General features: G+C 63.6%; 14 protein-coding genes. 6 read left to right on the plus strand and 8 right to left on the minus strand.

Going from position 1 to position 18,168, the window contains the following annotated elements:
* Positions 1 to 11: 11 nt before the first annotated feature.
* The 4 genes from IG122_RS10940 to IG122_RS10955 form a co-directional block, all read right to left on the minus strand.
* The gene (locus IG122_RS10940) at positions 12 to 854 is read right to left on the minus strand and encodes a peptidylprolyl isomerase (protein WP_193183409.1); all 843 of its coding nucleotides are present in this window, start codon (positions 852 to 854) and stop codon (positions 12 to 14) included.
* A 203-nt stretch (positions 855 to 1,057) separates the two neighbouring features.
* Positions 1,058 to 1,939: a hypothetical protein gene (locus IG122_RS10945; protein ID WP_193183411.1), complete on the minus strand. Its 882-nt coding sequence runs from the start codon at positions 1,937 to 1,939 to the stop codon at positions 1,058 to 1,060.
* Between the two features lie 161 nt (positions 1,940 to 2,100).
* Complete coding sequence (locus tag IG122_RS10950; protein WP_193183412.1) at positions 2,101 to 2,853, minus strand: FkbM family methyltransferase; 753 nt, start codon at positions 2,851 to 2,853, stop codon at positions 2,101 to 2,103.
* Between the two features lie 60 nt (positions 2,854 to 2,913).
* Positions 2,914 to 3,753, minus strand: coding sequence for a 2OG-Fe(II) oxygenase family protein (locus tag IG122_RS10955; protein ID WP_193183413.1), 840 nt, complete (start codon positions 3,751 to 3,753; stop codon positions 2,914 to 2,916).
* A gap of 247 nt (positions 3,754 to 4,000) precedes the next feature.
* On the opposite strand from IG122_RS10955, the gene secA reads away from it, so the two are divergent.
* Entirely contained in the window at positions 4,001 to 6,715 is a 2,715-nt protein-coding gene (secA, locus tag IG122_RS10960) for a preprotein translocase subunit SecA (RefSeq protein ID WP_193183414.1), read from the plus strand.
* Positions 6,716 to 6,745: 30 nt separating this feature from the next.
* On the opposite strand, the gene IG122_RS10965 is transcribed toward secA, so the two are convergent.
* The 3 genes from IG122_RS10965 to IG122_RS10975 all read right to left on the minus strand — a co-directional run bounded on the left by IG122_RS10965 (position 6,746) and on the right by IG122_RS10975 (position 10,188).
* A complete protein-coding gene (locus tag IG122_RS10965) occupies positions 6,746 to 7,240 on the minus strand; it encodes a hypothetical protein (RefSeq protein ID WP_193183415.1) in 495 nt (164 codons plus the stop codon).
* A 252-nt stretch (positions 7,241 to 7,492) separates the two neighbouring features.
* Entirely contained in the window at positions 7,493 to 8,053 is a 561-nt protein-coding gene (locus IG122_RS10970) for a class I SAM-dependent methyltransferase (RefSeq protein WP_193183416.1), read from the minus strand.
* Positions 8,050 to 10,188 carry an aminotransferase gene (locus IG122_RS10975; protein ID WP_193183417.1) on the minus strand — a complete coding sequence of 713 codons (2,139 nt, stop codon included), beginning with the start codon at positions 10,186 to 10,188 and terminating at the stop codon, positions 8,050 to 8,052. Before IG122_RS10975 ends, IG122_RS10970 begins: the two co-directional genes overlap by 4 nt.
* A 101-nt stretch (positions 10,189 to 10,289) precedes the next feature.
* Here IG122_RS10975 and IG122_RS10980 point away from each other — a divergent pair, with 101 nt between their 5' ends.
* Positions 10,290 to 10,742, plus strand: coding sequence for a DUF1178 family protein (locus tag IG122_RS10980; protein ID WP_193183419.1), 453 nt, complete (start codon positions 10,290 to 10,292; stop codon positions 10,740 to 10,742).
* On the opposite strand, the gene ubiG is transcribed toward IG122_RS10980, so the two are convergent.
* Positions 10,739 to 11,503 carry a bifunctional 2-polyprenyl-6-hydroxyphenol methylase/3-demethylubiquinol 3-O-methyltransferase UbiG gene (gene ubiG, locus IG122_RS10985; RefSeq protein ID WP_193183420.1) on the minus strand — a complete coding sequence of 255 codons (765 nt, stop codon included), beginning with the start codon at positions 11,501 to 11,503 and terminating at the stop codon, positions 10,739 to 10,741. The two genes, IG122_RS10980 and ubiG, sit on opposite strands and share 4 nt — an antisense overlap.
* 138 nt (positions 11,504 to 11,641) lie before the next feature.
* Here ubiG and IG122_RS10990 point away from each other — a divergent pair, with 138 nt between their 5' ends.
* From IG122_RS10990 to ispG, 4 genes are all read left to right on the plus strand, one after another.
* Positions 11,642 to 12,871 (plus strand): aspartate kinase, encoded by a 1,230-nt coding sequence (locus IG122_RS10990; protein ID WP_193183422.1) that lies wholly within the window; start codon positions 11,642 to 11,644, stop codon positions 12,869 to 12,871.
* A gap of 4 nt (positions 12,872 to 12,875) precedes the next feature.
* Positions 12,876 to 15,146, plus strand: coding sequence for a phosphoenolpyruvate--protein phosphotransferase (gene ptsP, locus IG122_RS10995; RefSeq protein WP_226893504.1), 2,271 nt, complete (start codon positions 12,876 to 12,878; stop codon positions 15,144 to 15,146).
* 174 nt (positions 15,147 to 15,320) lie between these two features.
* A complete protein-coding gene (locus IG122_RS11000) occupies positions 15,321 to 16,799 on the plus strand; it encodes a helix-turn-helix domain-containing protein (protein WP_226893518.1) in 1,479 nt (492 codons plus the stop codon).
* A 115-nt stretch (positions 16,800 to 16,914) separates the two neighbouring features.
* Positions 16,915 to 18,057 carry a flavodoxin-dependent (E)-4-hydroxy-3-methylbut-2-enyl-diphosphate synthase gene (ispG, locus tag IG122_RS11005; protein WP_193183426.1) on the plus strand — a complete coding sequence of 381 codons (1,143 nt, stop codon included), beginning with the start codon at positions 16,915 to 16,917 and terminating at the stop codon, positions 18,055 to 18,057.
* Positions 18,058 to 18,168 lie beyond the last annotated feature (111 nt).

An 18,168-nucleotide genomic window follows, 5' to 3' on the forward strand; every position in this document is an offset into this window, starting at 1 on the left:
CGACGCGGCTGTTACTTCAGCTCTGAGCCGTCCGGCCCGAAGCGCTTGATCTCGACACCGCCGCGCAGCGCCTCGACCGTCTTCTGAAGGATCTCGCGGGTCATTTCCTGCGCGATCTGCGGCTGTACCTGCTCGAAGCTCGGCGGCTCGATCGCGCGCCGGTCTTCGACCTTAATGACGTGCCAGCCGAACTGGGTCTTAACCGGATCTTCCGTAACCTCGCCCGGCTTCAGCGCGAAGGCGGCCTCCGAGAACGGGGGAACCATGGCCTCCTTGGTGAAATAGCCAAGGTCGCCGCCACTGCTGCCGGACGGACCGGTGGACTTCTCCTTCGCCAACTCGGCGAAGTCGGCACCCTTCTTCAGTTCCGCGATCACCTCGCGAGCTTCGGCTTCGGTGGTCAGGAGGATATGACGTGCCTTCACCTCCTCGCCGGTCTCCGTCGAGGTGGCAAGACTTTCCTCATAGCGCTTGCGGAGCGCCGCATCATCCATCTGGGCCGAGATTTTCTCGGTCAGGAAGACTTCCGAAATGATCTCGCTTTCGGCCTGCGCGACCCGCGCCTTCACGTCGTCGCGATCCTGCAGCCCGGCCTCGCGCGCCGCGTTCGCGATCAGGCGCGCATCGATCGCGCGATCAAGCATCGGCGGATAGATCTGCTCCATCGGCGCCTGCTGGTACTGCTGCGGCAGTTGCTGGATCTGCGCCAGAATCTCGGCGAGATAGATCGGCTCACCGTTGATCGTCGCGACGATTGTCGTGGCCGGATCGATGGCCGCCTGTTCCGCCGGAACGGTCTTGGCCGCGGCGCCGGACTGCTGCGCGGCGGCCGGCGGGACAAAGGTGGCCAGCATCCCAAGGGCCGCCGGTATCAACACCGCCTTCACGGAACGCGCTGCACGCGGGAAGCAAGTCAAGATCATGTCAGTGCCTTTCGCCGGGCACCGCCCGCGCTCTCGGGAAATCTCGGGCACGGCGCGCACCCGCCGCACGGTCAGAAGCAGGCCTATCAGATCGCCTGAGGAGCGGCAAGGCGCCTTATCGCTCCGGGGGCGGCTCAGGCTTTCTGGAACGGAAGGATCAGGTCGAAGCCCAGCCACTCCGCCGGAGACCGGTGGTCGCTGAAGTCGCTGTTGTCGGCGCGGATCAGGACGATCGCGCCGTCTGTATCGTCACTGCCGCCGAACAGTGGCAGATCCCGGCGCACGGTTTCGATGATGCGGCTGGCAATGACCGCGCCATGGTCCCCGGTATCGACGAAGACACCGGGCTTCGGCTCATGCACCGCAGCCTCGCCGCGCACGTCGAACACCACACCGGTGGCGCTGAAATCAATCCGGTCGAGAAACTCCGCCTCGCCGATGGATATCTCGGCCGCGCCGCGCAGCTCGTCATAGCGCGCCGAGATGTTCTTGAAAGCCAGCCCCGTTGGCAGCCGGTCCGGAGTCCCACCCTGGCGAACGTAGCGTTCCCGGGCCGGACGCACCGCGCTCAGGGCGGCGATATGAAACCGCCTCTCCACATCGTGCGCCGCATTGTCCGGCACCTTCATAAGGCCATGCACCACCAGCCCGACATTGGTGACGGCCCGGCGGATCAGGCTGGTCAGATCCTCCGCAAGCAAAACAGCGGTCGAGCGGGAAATCAGGACATCTTCATTGCTTTGCGGCGCGGGGTTCTGTGTGGCGCCCGCATAGGCCCTGGCGGCATAGGACGCTTGCGGCCCCGGCGCGGTGCCCGACAGACGGATCTCGACGCTTTCGTCGTCCGGATGCTTCTTGTTCTGCTGATCTCCATGGGATGACTCGCCACCCGAACGCCGTTCGTCGCGACGGGGCGTGACGCGCTGATTCAGCGCTTCGCCGGTGACCGGGCGGTTTGTCCGCACTGTCGTCGGCGCGACCACCCCGGACGTATATCCGGTGATCCGGTCAACCATCCGTCCACCCTTTCTAGGTAACGCAAGTTCATCAAACTTCACATGACGCAAAGAATTTTAATCGAAATTAATGATAGTTTCAATGCTTCAGCCTACTGCGAATCAAGTTTCCAGCGCTTTTCCGGCTGAACGGCTTCGGCCGCACTTGCCTTCAATGCATATCAACGTGCGAAAAAGATATTCCGACTATAACCATTGCGATGTACGAAACCCAGTTCGACATCTTCATGAAAGCCTGCTTTCTGCAAATCGCGCCTGAGATCGCGGTGCTGATCGATCTGATCCGACAGCTCGATATTGATTCCCCGCAGGCGGGGATCGTCGAGCAACTTTCCGAGCCCTGACACAACAAGATGTTCGAGGCCGTCTACATCGATCTTGATAAAGGTTGGCGCCGCGACATTGTAGCTCGAGGCGAAATCTTCGAGCCGCATCGAAAAAACCCCCTGACGGAAATCAGGCTCTACCGGGTTCAGCGCTTCATCCAGAGATTCTCCGACGGAATGCCCGCTGCTTCCCGCCTCTCGGTTTCTGGCGAAAAGAATGCTCAGGCCGGTATGATCCAGAGCTCCGAGACAATATGGGATCACCCTTCCGCTGAGGCCGTTCAACATGACGTTGCTGCATAGGAGCGCGAAGTTCCGCCCATCCGGCTCAATTGCATAACACTGCGCCCCACGCACTTTGGCCGCATAGATGCTGTAGGTGCCTACATTGGCTCCGACGTCATAAAGCACGTCGTCGGGAGAAAGCCTGTCGAGCCAGCGGATCGTCCCAGGTTCCTTGGATAACAACGTCCTCGCCCTGTAGTCCGCGATTCTAGATGAACAATCGAACGATATCTCGACGTCACTCAGGACGATTTTACGGACCGGCCGCGTATTCCAGAATTCTTCAAGTCTTCCGGCCTTCAAGCCCGTTCTCCCGAAACGATCATCACGGCCGCTTCCGCGAACCGTCAGATATCAATTTGGCTAGGCCAGTAATGCCTTGGCTCTTGCTTCGACGGCATCCCAGCTATTGTCCTCGCCTTCCTCGCGGTAACGAAGCGTCATCACGACGGCTCGGCGCGAGAGGCCTTCCGGTGCGCGAATACGCCCGATGGCATGGAACGAGTCCACCGATTTACAGAACATGCATGCTGTATTCGGTGCGTAGCTCGAGACGAAGAACGGTTCGGTATCCTGCCAGAACCGGTCAAGCACCTCCCGGGGCACTCGGTTCATGTTCGGGTCGAACCAGTCGGGTTTCCGTCCATCGCGAAACCGAAAGAAATACGTGCCGCCCCCATATTCCTTCCGCCAACCCTCCTGAGGAAAATAGAAGAGTATGGTGGCAATCTTACTCACCGTATCTGTGTGGGGTGAATTGAACTGACCATTGGCGAGACGTGCGAACTGCAGTCCCAACGTCATTCTTTCGTCGATGAGGTCCAGGAACCTACTTTCTTCGGAAAGCCGCTCGGAGAAATCACGCGGCAATCGCGGCGGGATTTTCGAAGCATCCCTGTACCGCTTCAGTCCGGGATACACGAGCCGGCCCACGCAACGCGCGAATTCTCGATTCAGCGTGCCTTTTACAAACTCCGACCAGGCCTTGGACTTCTTGGCGACGGCGAAAAAACCTTCATCCGACGAGCTCGCCGCAATCTTGCGATCGAGCCCGCCTTGCTCTCCCCAATGTTCGTTGGGGACAGGGAATTCGTCGCTGAGCCGGGTATAGAAATCGCCCGGGAAGACATCGCTGAACTGACGAACGAAGAAAGGGTCGTCGAACTTGACGAGTCCGTCCTCTTTAAACTGAGGAATGGGCATTCGCTTCTCTCCGTATCGAACAGACACCATCGAATGCTAGTCACACTATTAGATTATTCCCGTCAAGCTACGCGACCGGTAACGTGTTTGCCGCCCTTACCGGCTGCGAACGCGGTTCAAGTTGTGGAGATCTGGACGGTTGAAGTGCCGCAGGCACGCCGGGCCGCGTTGACAGGAATTGCGCGACCCCCTATCTGTCAGCCACCCGGTCTATGGCCGGACACCTGTTTCCATATCAGAGGTCGGCATGTTCGGCGCACTCGCCAAGGCCATCTTCGGCTCGGAAAACGAGCGGACACTCAAACGCCTGCAGAAGACCGTTGACGAGATCAACGCCCTCGAGCCGGAAATCGCTGCACTCGACGACGCGGCGCTCGCGGCCAGGACCGACGCGTTCCGGGAACGGCTGAAGGCCGGCGCGACCCTCGACGACATCCTGCCCGAGGCCTTCGCAACCGTCCGCGAAGCGGCGAAGCGCGCGCTCGGGCAGCGCCATTTCGATGTCCAGCTGCTCGGCGGCATGGTCCTGCACCAGGGCCGCATCTCCGAGATGAAGACTGGCGAAGGCAAGACCCTCGTCGCCACGCTCGCCGTCTATCTGAACGCGATCGAAGGCAAGGGCGTCCATGTCGTCACCGTGAACGACTACCTCGCCCGGCGCGACGCCGCCTGGATGGGACAGGTCTACGATTTCCTTGGCCTTACGACCGGCTGCATCGTGCACGGGCTGACGGATGCCGAGCGCAAGGCGGCCTATGCCTGCGACGTCACCTACGGGACCAACAACGAGTTCGGCTTCGATTATCTGCGCGACAATATGAAGTTCCGCCTGGAGGACATGGTCCAGCGCGACTTCAATTTCGCCATCGTCGACGAGGTGGACTCGATCCTGATCGACGAGGCGCGGACTCCGCTGATCATCTCAGGCCCGGCCGAGGACAGTTCCGCGACCTACACGGCGATGAATGCCGTGATACCCGGACTGGTTCCGGAAGATTACGAAAAGGACGAGAAGCAGCGGACCGTCGCCTTCACCGAGGCGGGCCAGGAGCACATAGAGGAGCTTCTGCGCGACGCCGGGATGCTGCAGGAAGGCGGTCTCTACGACATCGCCAACGTCTCGCTGGTGCATCACGCAAACCAGGCGCTGCGTGCGCACCACCTTTTCGCCAAGGACACGGATTACATCGTCAAGGACGACAAGGTCGTCATCATCGACGAGTTCACCGGCCGCGCAATGGAAGGACGGCGCTATTCCGAGGGCCTGCATCAGGCGCTCGAGGCCAAGGAAGGCGTCACGATCCAGAACGAGAACCAGACCCTGGCCTCGATCACCTTCCAGAACTATTTCCGCCTCTATCCGAAGCTTGCCGGCATGACCGGCACGGCGATGACCGAGGCGACCGAATTCGCGGAGATCTACAAGCTCGAGGTCGTCGAGATCCCGACCAACGTCGATGTCGCGCGGAAGGACCACGACGACGAGGTCTACCGGACCGCGGAAGAGAAATGGGACGCGATCATCGACACGATCGAGGAATGCCGGGGCAAGGGCCAGCCGGTGCTGGTCGGCACGGTCTCGATCGAGAAGTCCGAGCTGCTCGCCGAGCTGATGAAGAAGCGCAAGATCCCGCACCAGGTGCTGAACGCGCGCTTCCACGAGCAGGAAGCCACCATCATCGCCCAAGCGGGTCAGCCCGGCGCCGTCACGGTCGCCACGAACATGGCCGGCCGCGGCACCGACATCCAGCTCGGCGGCAATGCCGACATGCGGATCATGCTGGAACTCGGCCCGGAGCCGGATCCGGCGAAGGCCGAGACCATCCGCGGCGAGGTCGAGGCATCGAGGAAGCAGGTGCTCGATGCCGGCGGTCTCTACGTGATCGGCACCGAGCGGCACGAGAGCCGGCGGATCGACAACCAGCTGCGCGGCCGTTCCGGCCGTCAGGGCGATCCGGGCGCATCCAAGTTCTTCCTCTCGCTGGAAGACGACCTGATGCGCATCTTCGGGTCCGAGCGCATGGACGGCATGCTGCAGAAGCTCGGCCTGGAGAAGGGCGAGGCGATCGTCCACAGCTGGATCAACAAGGCGCTGGAAAAGGCGCAGCAAAAGGTCGAGGCGCGAAACTTCGAGATCCGCAAGCAGCTGCTCAAGTATGACGACGTCATGAACGACCAGCGCAAGGTGATCTTCGAGCAGCGCAAGGACATCATGCGCGCGCCGGAAGTCGCGGCCACGGTCGCCGACATGCGTCACGAGGTGATCGAGGACGTGGTCGCGCGCTGCATTCCGGAAGGCGCCTATTCCGAGCAATGGGACATTCCGGCCCTGCACGAGGAATGCCTCCGCCTGCTCGCCCTCGACCTGCCGGTCAAGGACTGGGCGGACGAGGAAGGCATCGCGGATCAGGAGATCCTCGAACGCATCACCAAGGCCTCGGACAACGCCATGGCGCAGAAGGCCGCGAATTACGGCCCCGAAGTCATGCGCATGGCGGAAAAGAGCCTGCTGCTGCAGATCCTCGACCAGCAGTGGAAGGAGCATCTGCTCTCGCTCGACCATCTGCGCCAGGGCATCAACCTGCGCGCCTATGCGCAGAAGGATCCGCTGAACGAATACAAGCGCGAGGCCTTCAACCTGTTCGACGGCATGCTGACCGGCCTGCGGCAGACCGTGACCGGCGTGCTCTCGCATCTCGAGATTCGCGTACAGGCTTCACCCGAGGAGATGGAAGCGCGGATGGCCGCCGAACGGGCTGCGCGCGAAATGCATGAGGGCCGCGAGGATCCGGCGCTGCAGGGCGATGGCGAGGCTGCCGACGGCGAAACCATGGTCCGCAGCCGTCAAGGCGCCGCCGCGATCGATCCGAACGACCCCGCAACCTGGGGCAAGGTGCCGCGCAACGCGGCCTGCCCGTGCGGGTCCGGCAAGAAATACAAACAGTGCCACGGCAAGATCTGAACCGGGGCTGACGTCCGGGACGCCCCGGTGTCAGCGCATCAGAGAGACGACCGTTCCGCGGTTTTCCAGAACAGTCACTTCGGCCAGGCCGGCCAAGACAAGTTCGACGTCACCGTCCGCTCCGCCGAACGGCAGGCAGATGATGCGTATTCCTGCCGCTGTCGAAAGCACTGGCTCGCGATCCTCCGCCGACCGCCGGATGCAACGGGCCACTGCCGGCGGGAGACCGCCTTTCGGAGCGGTCGTCGCGCCGATCGGGTTGCCGCCGAGCAGATCGGCCGCAGCCTCACCCGCAAATTCAACCTGGAAGCGTTGCCTGTCCTGATAGGCGAGAACCACGTGCGGCATCTCGTCGACCAGATCCGACAGAAACAGATTTTCCGATAGCGGCAGCGATGCGTCGGTACGCGAGAACTCCCAGTAGGTTCTCAATCCCCGCAAGACCGAGTCCACCCGGTCAGTAGATCCTGCACGCCGTTCTGGCCTGAAATCCAAGATCATGAGCCCCTCCTTCGGCGTTGCCATGCGCCGTGGCTATGGACGGTCGAAGACGATTTTTCGCTCCTGCAGACCGCCTTTTGCCAGCTCCCCAATTCGTTTTCGTTCCGCGGACAGACTGTCTTGATGACGTTTGCAGAGCCGCAGATCCGGCCGCATCCCTTAAGACGCAGCACCAGATCGTATGTGACATGGAACCCGACTGCAATGTGACTTCCGGGCTGCAAATGTTTTTCAATTATGGATATCGGCCCGGCAGGCCGGTCGAATGCGCCTGCGTCAGAGGGCCGGGCGTTCGGCTGCGTCCCTGACGGCGGCGATCCTCTGGATACAGGCGGGACGCGGCGTGCTCACCGTCAAGTCCTCGAACGCCACCACCCGCAGCTCCGGACGGCAGAGGATCAGCAACTCCTCCCGGTGCAGCAGAAAGTCCGGGTTCGAGGGCCGCCCGTAGGCCTCGTTCCCCAGCGCGAAGGTCTCGTAAATGAGGATCCCGCCGGGCGCGACCGCCGCGATGATATCGCGCATGGCCGGACGGTAGAGATAGTTGGTGACGACCACACAGCCGAAGGTCCGGCTTTTCAGCGGCCACGGCCTCCCGGCCTCGAGGTCCGAGGCGACGAGTTCGACACGCGCATCCGCCGCCATATCGGCGACGCGCGAAATATCCTGATCCAGCAGGACGACCGGATTTCCCCGTGCCCGGAAAAAGCGACCGTGCCGGCCAGCGCCGCAGGCCACATCGAGGACCTCCGCATCCCGCGGAACCCGTTCGGCGAACCGCACGACCCATTCCGACGGTTTGGCCATTGGGCCTGCGGCGGAACTGACCGTGCTCATGGTGCGGCCTCTGCGGATGCGACGACCGGAACGATCGCGCCGGAGTAACTGCATTCCGGGACGGCAAGGCGGAGAAAGACCGGGCCGGCGGCCTCGACCGGCGTGACGGAGCGGGGATCCTCGTCGGGAAAGGCCGAGGCGCGCATTCCGGTCTGCATCGCGCCCGGATCGACTGCATTGATCTTGAGACCGAATTTGCGGTTCTCGGCGGCGTAAGCCCGCATCATCGCTTCAAGCCCCGCCTTGCTCGCCGCATAGGCGCTCCAGTCCGCGTGCGCCCCGCGCGCCGCACCGGAAGTGACGAAAATACAGCGTCCCGCGTCCGAGAATGCGAGGAAGGGATGCAACAGCCGCAGAAGCCGGAACGGCGCCGTCAGATTGACGCCGATCACCTCGTCCCAGACTTTTGAGTCGAGAGCCGCAAGTGGTTCCAGCTCGCCAAGCAGCGCCGCATTCAGAACGAGAATATCGAGCCGACCGCCCTGCCGCTCGATCTCGGCCATGAGAGCCGCTTCTGCCTTGCCGTCCGACCGCGACAGATCCGCGGCCACCGGGACCGCCCGGCCGCCTTCGGACTCGATCTCCGCCCTCCGCGCCTCCAGCGCCGCCGCGTCCCGCGCGACGGTCAGGACGGTCGCTCCCGCCCGCGCAAAGGTCCTCGCGACCTCGGCGCCGATCCCGCGCGAGGCGCCGGTCACCAGCGCGACCCGTCCGGCAAGCGGCTTGTCCGCCTCATGCACCGCTTCGGCAAGTTTCTGGTCCTCGGCAATAATGCCGAGCTCGTGCCGGATGTCCTCGAGCGCCGCCTCCAGCGTGTCGACGATGTCGTCGACCTGTTCCTTCGTGACGACGAAGGGCGGCGCGATCAGCAGCGTGTCCCGGACGGCCCGCACGATGATGCCGCGCGCCTTGAGATTCTCGCGGCAGACCGCGGCGACAACGCCAGGCGGATCGAAGAATTGATGCCGCGCCTTGTCCTGGATCAGCTCCACCGCCCCAAGCAGCCCGAGCCCCCGCACCTCGCCGACCAGCGGATGCGCCGCGAGCCGGGCCAGCGTCGAACAGAAATAGGGACCGATATCGTCCCGCACCCGTTCCACCAGCCGCTCTCGCTTCAGGATCGCCAGGTTCTCCAGCGCGACCGCCGCCGCGACGGGATGGCCGGAATAGGTGAAGCCATGCGCGAGACCGCCCTCGGCATCGCGCAGGACCTCTGCGATCGGATCCGAGATCATCAGGGCGGAGATCGGCTGGTAACCGGACGAGAGCCCCTTGGCCAAGGTCATGAAATCCGGGCTGAGACCGAACAGCTCGGCGGCCGACCAGGCGCCGAGCCGGCCGAAAGCGCTGATCACCTCGTCGAGCGCGAACAGCACGTCGTGCTTCTGGCAGATCCGCTGCACCTCCGCGAGATAACCCTCCGGTGGAAAGATCAGGCCGCCCGCGCCCTGGATCGGCTCGCAGATGAAAAGCGCGACATTCTCCGCGCCGAGTTCCTCGATCTTTCGCTCCAGCGCGAGCGCCGCCTGTGCGGCGAAGGCGGCTTCCGGCATCTCGTGGCCGTGCAGGAACCGGTAGGGTGCATGGATATGGGCGAAATCGGGCAGACCGGTACCGCCCTGCGCATGCATCGCGCCGATGCCGCCGGCACTGAGCGCCGCCAGGGTCGAGCCGTGATAGCCCTCCTCCCGGCCGATCACGATGCGCTTCTGCGGTTTTCCGACCTTCTGCCAGTAGAAGCGGGCGAGCCGTATCGCGCTGTCGCAGACTTCCGAGCCCGAATTGGCAAAGATCGCGGTGTTGAGATGCCCCGGCATCAGCGCGGCGAGAGTCTCCGCAAGCTCCGCCGTCGGCCCCGTGGTGGTATTGAAGAATGTGTTGTAATAGGCCAGCCGCTGCATCTGCCTGGCGGCCACGTCGGCGAGCTCCTTGCGCCCGTAGCCGACATTGACGCACCAGAGGCCGGCCAGCGCATCGAGATAGCGGTGCCCCTGGTCGTCCCAGAGATAGCAGCCCTCGCCGCGCTCTATGACAGTGGCGCCGCCGGAGGCTTCCAGTTCCCGATTGTCGGTGAAGGGATGCAGATGATGCGCGGCGTCGCGTTGCCCCAGCGTCCTGCCGTCCGTCTCGCTCATAATGTGTCCCCCACGCAACGACACACTGGCTAATTAGCAATTATTACACTATTTCGACCACATGCTATTTCATACTGACAGGACATGACTGGATCTGTTGGATGATCAAATACCGACTGCGTTGCGACTCCGATCACGGCTTCGACGCCTGGTTTCCGAACAGTGCCGCTTATGACAAGCAAGCGGATCTGGGCCTGCTGACCTGTCCGACCTGCGGCTCGACATCCGTGTCCAAAGCCCTGATGGCCCCGAACGTCTCCAGTTCGAAGAAAAAGGCCGACCGCGAAGCCGAGGGCCAATCCGTTCCCGCCGTCAGCCAGATGACGCCCGAAATGGCCGCCATCCGCGAAAAGCTCATCGCGCTCCGGACCGAGGTCGAGAGCAAATTCGACTATGTCGGCAAGGAATTCGCCGAAGAGGCCCGGAAGATCCACTACGGCGAGAAGGATCCGCACGGGATCTATGGAGAGACTACGCCGGCCGAGGCGCAGGCCCTGCGCGAGGAGGGAATCGAGTTCGCACCGATACCCTGGGTGCCGAAAGGCGACGCCTAGGCGAGAGCTGACGGCTTCACCGCGAACATCGCGTAATTGATCGCAAGATCGGCCGACCGCGAGAAGCTGTCGGCCAGCGGGTCGAAGCGGATACCGGTCTGTTCCACAACTTTCAGCCCCGCCTCGGCCAGCAGACCGCGCAACTCGTCGGGCGTCAGGAATTGCCGCCAGTCATGGGTCCCCGGCGGGACCCAGCGCAGCAGATACTCGGCTGCGAACTTCCCGAAGAGCAGCGACTTCCCCGTCCGGTTCAGGGTGGTCACGAAGACCGCGCCGCCGGGCCGGACGAGCCGCGCCAGCGATGCGGCGAACAGCGCCGGGTCGGCGACATGTTCGATAACTTCCGAAGCGACCACCGCATCGAAAGCCTCCGGCATCTCCTCGGCAAGCGTCTCCGCGAGCGAGACACGGTAATCGATCTCGAGCCCGCCCTCGGCAGCGTGCACCGCCGCGGTGCGGATGGTCTTTTCCTCGGCGTCGATCCCGGTCATCGCCGCGCCCAACCTGGTCAGCGGCTCCGACAGCAAACCGCCGCCGCACCCGATATCCAGCATCCTGAGACCCGCGAACGGCACCGCGGCCTTGTCGTCGCGGGCGAAGTGATCGCCCATCCATTCGCGAATCAGCGCGAGGCGGACCGGCGTGAACTTGTGCAGCGGCGCGAACGGCCCGCGCATGTCCCACCATTCTTCCGCCACCGCGGAAAAGCGCCGGACGTCCTCGGGATCGATCGTGCTCCTGGCCATATTCTTTTCAATCATGGGTGCTCCGATGCCGTGCCGGAACCCGCGCTTGCCCGGGATGCGGCGTATCGCTATGTATAGCCTCGCCCGGGGCCATTAGGAATGTTCGCGTTCCGGTATTGGGCATTGGGGTACACTCCTGAAAAGCGGAACGAAATGGCGCGTATCGTGCAAAAGTTCGGCGGCACGTCGGTCGCCGATATTGAGCGCATCAGAAATGTGGCGCTCCGGGTAAAGAAGGAAGTCGACGCGGGCAACGAGGTCGCGGTCGTCGTCTCGGCCATGGCCGGGGTGACCAACCAGCTCGTCGCCTATGCGCGCGAGATGAGCGTGCTGCATGACGCGCGGGAATACGACGCCATCGTCGCGACCGGCGAACAGGTGACAAGCGGCCTCCTCGCGATGGCGCTGCAAAATCTCGGTATCAACGCCCGATCGTGGCTCGGCTGGCAGCTACCGTTCAAGACCGACGGCGTGCACAGCAAGGCGCGGATCGAGAGCATCGAGACCGCGGAGATCATCAAGCGCTTCGAACAGGGCCAGGTCGCCGTGCTGGCCGGTTTCCAGGGCATCGGCCCGGACAACCGGATCACCACGCTGGGTCGCGGCGGCTCAGACACCACGGCGGTCGCTCTGGCGGCGGCGCTGAACGCGGACCGCTGCGATATCTACACCGACGTCGACGGGGTCTATACGACGAACCCGCGGATCGTGCCCTCGGCGCGGAAGATCGAAAAGATCACCTACGAGGAAATGTTGGAACTGGCCTCGCAGGGGGCCAAGGTACTGGAGACGCGCTCCGTCGCGCTCGCCATGCGGAACAATGTCAGGCTGCAGGTGCTCTCGAGCTTCGTCGACGCTCCCGGCACCCTGATCTGTGATGAGGATGAGATCGTGGAACAGAATGTCGTCAGCGGCATCGCCTACAGCCCCGAAGAGGCAAAAGTCACCGTGCGCCACGTGCCGGACCGTCCGGGCGTCGCCGCCTCCATCTTCGGCAGCCTCGCCGACGCGGCGGTCAATGTGGACATGATCGTCCAGAACGTGACCGAGGACGGCAACACCACGGACATGACCTTCACCATCGGCAAGACCGATCTGGAACGTGCCAAGCAGGTGCTTGAGAAGCTGCGCGACGAACTCGGTTTCCGCGAGATCAATGCGGATCCGAATGTCGCGAAGGTCTCCGTCGTTGGCGTCGGCATGCGCTCGCAGCCGGGCGTCGCGAAGACCATGTTCCGCACGCTCTCCGACAAGGGAATCAACATCCAGGTGATCTCGACCTCAGAGATCAAGGTCAGCGTCCTGATCGCCGCCGAATATACCGAACTCGCGGTCCGCGCCCTTCATACCGCCTACGGCCTCGACGGCCCGCCGGCAAGCTGACCCGATGACGGCGGCGGTCGAGCATAACGGCTTCGGCCGCAACTCCCGCTCCATGTTGCGCCGCCTGCGCGACGTGATGGCGGAGGCACGCGCGCCGCAGGACCGTCTCGACAGCATCACCTCGATCATTGCCGCCGACATGGCGGCGGAGGTCTGCTCGATCTACGTCCGCCGCTCGGACAACCTGCTCGAACTCTCGTCGACAGAGGGCCTCAACAAGGACGCGGTCCACCGGACCCTGATGCATTTCGGCGAGGGTCTCGTCGGGGACATCGCCGCTCGGGCCCAGTCGCTCGCCCTCTCCGACGCACAGTCGCACCCGAAATTCGCCTACCGGCCGGAAACCGGTGAGGAGATCTACCAGTCGCTCGCCGGCGTGCCCGTCATGCGTGCCGACCGGGTCCTGGGCGTACTCGTGGTTCAGAACCGGTCCCGGCGGCAATATTCCGACGAGGAGATCGAGACCCTCGAAACCTTCGCCATGGTGCTGGCCGAACTGCTCGCCAACGGCGTGTTCGGCGATCAGGCCCCGAAGCACGACACGCCGCTCCGGCTCGCCGGCCAGACCGTCGCGCCCGGGATCGGAATCGGCGTCGCCTATTTCCACCAGCAGAGCACGGCCATCCGCCGTGTGGTCGCCGATAACCCGGCAGTCGAGAAAGACCGGCTGGAAACCGCGATGCGGGAAGTCCGCGATCACATCGACACACTGCTCGCGGCACCGGACCTCGCCGAGGTCGGCGAGCACCGGGACGTGCTCGAGACCTTCCGCATGATCGCGCACGATCGCGGCTGGCTGACGCGGATGAACGACGCCATCGACAACGGTCTGACCGCCGAGGCGGCGGTGCAGCGCGCCCGTGCCGACATGCGGGCGCGGCTCGGATCGGTGCAGAACCCCTACCTTCGCGAGAGGCTCGCGGATTTCGACGATCTCGCCAACCGCCTGCTCTCAAGACTCGCGGGCGAGGAGGAGAACGGCGACGCCGCGGCGATCGCCGAGGATCAGCCCTATGTCGTCGTGGCCCGCTCCATGGGGCCGGCAGAACTCCTGGAATACGACCGCCACAACCTGACGGGGCTCGTGCTCGAGGAAGGCTCTGCGACCGCGCATGTCGCAATCGTGGCCCGTGCGCTCGATATCCCTGTCCTCGGCAACATTCCGGGCCTGCTGAGCGAGGTCAATCCGGGCGACCGTCTGATCGTCGACGCCGACAACAATCAGGTCCTGCTGCGGCCCACCGAGGACGTGCAGGAGTATTTCCATGCCGGCCTGAAGGCGCGCGCGGAGACCAAGGCCCGCTACCAGGCCCTGCGGGATCTGCCGGCCCGAACCCTCGACGGCGTGGACGTCACGCTCCTGCTGAATGTCGGATTGATGTTCGACCTGCAGCAACTCGACGCGACCGGTGCGGCCGGGATCGGGCTCTACCGCACCGAGATCCCGTTCATGGTCCGGCGCGACATTCCCGACGTCGAGCAGCAGACGGACGTCTACCGCCGGGTGCTGGAAGCCGCGAATGGCCGCCCGGTCACTTTCCGGACTCTGGATGCCGGCGGCGACAAACACATCCAGGCCTTCGATCACGATCCGGGCGACAACCCGGCGCTCGGCTGGCGCTCGCTCCGGATCTCGGTCGACCATCCGAGCCTGCTGAGAAACCAGCTCCGCGCGATCTTCCGCGCCGCGGCGGGCGCGCCCGTCGATCTGATGTTTCCGATGGTCTCCACGGTCGCGGAATTCGATGCCGCGCGGGCGATCCTCGACAGGGAACTCGAACGCGCCATCCGCCATGGGGCCCCCTTGCCGAGAAACCTTCGCCTCGGCAGCATGCTCGAAGTGCCGTCACTTGCATGGCAACTTCCCGAGATCTTGAAGCGGGTCGATTTTCTTTCAGTCGGCAGCAATGATCTGCAGCAGTTCTTCTTCGCCGCCGACCGTGGAGACCAGCGGGTGACACATCGCTACGATCCAGTCTCCGTGCCTTTCCTCAGGCTGCTGAAACAGATCGCCGATGCCTGTCATGAAATGGATAAGCCATTGACTCTCTGCGGAGAGATGGCGGGCTCGCGGATCGGCGCACTGGCCCTGATCGGCATTGGCTATCGCCGCCTGTCGATGGCTTCGGCCTCTATCGGCCCCGTAAAAGAGACCGTAAGAGCAATCAATTACACCGATCTCGAAACATTTATGTCTAATTTATTGAAATCACGAGAAGGCCGTCTTGTGGAACATCTCAAGGCGTTTTCACGGGATCATCAGATACCCGCCTGAGTCTTAAGTTCGAAAAATTCGAATAGAACGTTGATTCATTAGACAATTTAATCTAACTTGGCACCTAGAGCCTGGTTACTCCGTGGTGCTCCTGCGAGTTTTACTCAGTAGTCGCGCCAGAAATAGCGTGGTCGGGCGGATGAAATATTCGCGGGCAATTAGGTCGTGGATGAGATGAGCACAAAGGCGAAGTTAAGACTCCGGCACATCGAAGATGCCGACAAGTCAAAAGCCGTGAACGTCACGCCCGAGCCGACGGCGCCGAAACTTGTCGCCTCGAAGCCGCTTGTTGCCGACAGCAAGAAAATCAAGACGTTAAGCGCTTCCACTGAACCTGCATTCGAAGGTGAATCCGGTTCGGCGGTTGGAATGCTGCTGCAACGTGGCCGTATGGAGAGAGATCTCTCCTTGCAGGACGTCGCTCAGCAGTTGCGCATTCAGCGCAGTTACTTGCAGGCACTGGAAACCGGCGATTTCGACAATCTGCCCGGTCTCACCTATGCCATCGGCTATGTGCGGAGCTACAGCCAGCTCGTCGGCCTCGACGCCGACAAGATGATCGCCGATTTCAAGGCGGAAGCGAAGAAGCTGCAGGAACCGACGCAGCTCTCCTTCCCCTCTCCCGCTCCGGAAGGCAAAGTTCCCGGCGGCGCACTGATGTTCGTCGGTGTCCTGCTCGCCGCTCTCAGCTACGGCGGCTGGTACTATTTCTCGACCACGGACACGGCGGTCTCCGACCTGACGCCGGGCATTCCGGACCGTCTCGCATTCCTGCTCGAGGAACCGGCGATCAAGTCTGCCGAGCCCGAGAGCGCGGCGGCACCCGCCACGACGACGGCTCAGGCCCCGGCTGCAACCGCAGCGCAGCCGGGCACGAAGAGCGCCGAAGCGCCGGTGCCGCAGCCGCAACAGTTTGCCGTCGCGACCGACCCCGCACCGGAGACGACGTCCGCGACAGAAACGGCGGAGACCGAGACCCGGGCCGAAGTTACCACCGCGAACGAACCGGTTCGGACAGAAACATCCGACACGCTCGAACCCGCAGTCGCCGATAGCCCGGTGGAGACCGCCTCGGTCGCGCCCGCGGTAACGGAGCCCGCGGCAGCGGAGATCGTTAAGGCAGAAGAGAGCGAGCCGGCCACACCGGTCTCGGAAACGATCGCGACGACGACCGCGACCGAGGAAACGGCCCCGACGGCGGCAGCGGCCGTGAGTGCGCCGACCGAAGTCGCCAGCGTTCCGGCGGCGGACCCGGCGCCGGTACCGGCCGCAACCGATATTCCTGCCGTTCCGGAGGTTTCGCGCAGCACGTCGCAGTCCGCCGTGGATGCCGAGGCTGCCGCCATCGATTCCAAGCCGGCTCCGGCGCCCGCCGCATCGAGCGAGGGTCCGCATATCGTGATCAGCGCGACGGACGACAGCTGGGTGCAGGTGCGCGGCGAAGACGCAACGCCTCTCCTGACGCGCATCCTGCGCAAAGGCGAAGCCTATGAGGTCCCCGTGCGCAGCGGCCTCAAACTGTTCACCGGCAATGCGGGCGCACTGAAGATTTCCATCAACGGTGCCGAAGCGCCGAGCCTCGGCCCGTTCGGGAAGATCGCCCGCAACATCCCGCTCGACGAGAGCCTGCTGACCTTTACCGCGACCGACTGATCCCGCGTTTCGGCGGAAACGTCATGAAGCCGCCGTTTACCCGCGGCGCCTGCTTGCTTTATAAGACCCCGAACGCCATCTCGCAGTTAGCCTGAGAAAGCGAGCGGAACATCCCATGAGCGTGCGGCCCTACCGCGACATCCACCGGCGCAAGTCCCGTCAGATCCGCGTCGGAAACGTGCTGGTCGGCGGCGATGCCCCGATCACCGTGCAGACCATGACCAACACGCTGACCGCCGACGCCAAGGCGACGATCGCGCAGATCCAGGCCTGCGCCGACGCCGGGGCCGACATCGTGCGCGTCTCCTGTCCGGACGAGGCCTCGACCGCGGCGATGCCGGAGATCGTCAAGGCCAGCCCGGTGCCGATCGTGGCGGACATCCATTTCCACTACAAACGCGCCATTGAGGCCGCCGAGGCGGGCGCCGCCTGCCTCAGGATCAATCCGGGCAATATCGGCAGCGCCGACCGGGTGCGCGAGGTGGTGAAGGCCGCCAAGGACCATGGCTGCTCGATCCGCGTCGGCGTCAATGCCGGCAGCCTCGAGAAACACCTGCTGGAGAAATACGGCGAGCCCTGTCCCGAGGCGATGGTTGAGAGCGCCTTCGACCATCTGAAGATCCTCGAGGACAACGACTTCTTCGAGACCAAGATCAGCGTGAAGGCCTCCGACGTCTTCCTCGCCGTCGCCGCCTATCAGGGTCTGGCAGACGCCTGCGACTATCCGCTGCATCTCGGCATCACCGAGGCCGGCGGGTTCCGCATCGGCTCGGTCAAGAGTTCCATCGGCATGGGCATGCTGCTCTGGAGCGGCATCGGCGACACGATCCGCGTCTCCCTCTCCTCCGATCCGGTGGACGAGGTGAAGGTCGGCTTCGACATCCTGAAGTCGCTGAACCTGCGCCATCGCGGCGTGAACGTGATTTCCTGCCCGTCCTGCGCCCGCCAGCAGTTCGACGTCATCAAGACCGTCGAGGTTCTCGAGCAGCGGCTGTCCCACATCACCACGCCGATGACCCTCTCGGTGATCGGCTGCGTAGTGAACGGCCCGGGCGAGGCGCGCGAGACGGATATCGGCTTCACCGGCGGCGGCAAGGGCACGCATCAGGTCTATATCGCCGGCCTGCCGCACCACCGGCTCAAGGACGAAAGCATCGTCGATCATCTGGTCTCCCTGGTCGAGGAGAAGGCGGCGGAGATCGAGAAGGAACTGGCCGCCGAACAGGCCGCCCTCGCGGTCTCTCCGGCCGCATCCTGATCCGGACAACCGGATTGAGGACCTGAAATCATCTCATCCGTTTGAATCCGAGCCGATTTCGCGGCATAAACCGAGCCGCCCGCACGCATCTCGCAGCGGGTGCGTTTGAAA

It is taken from the genome of Nisaea sediminum (genome assembly GCF_014904705.1).
GTDB classification, from domain to species: Bacteria; Pseudomonadota; Alphaproteobacteria; order Thalassobaculales; family Thalassobaculaceae; genus Nisaea; species Nisaea sediminum.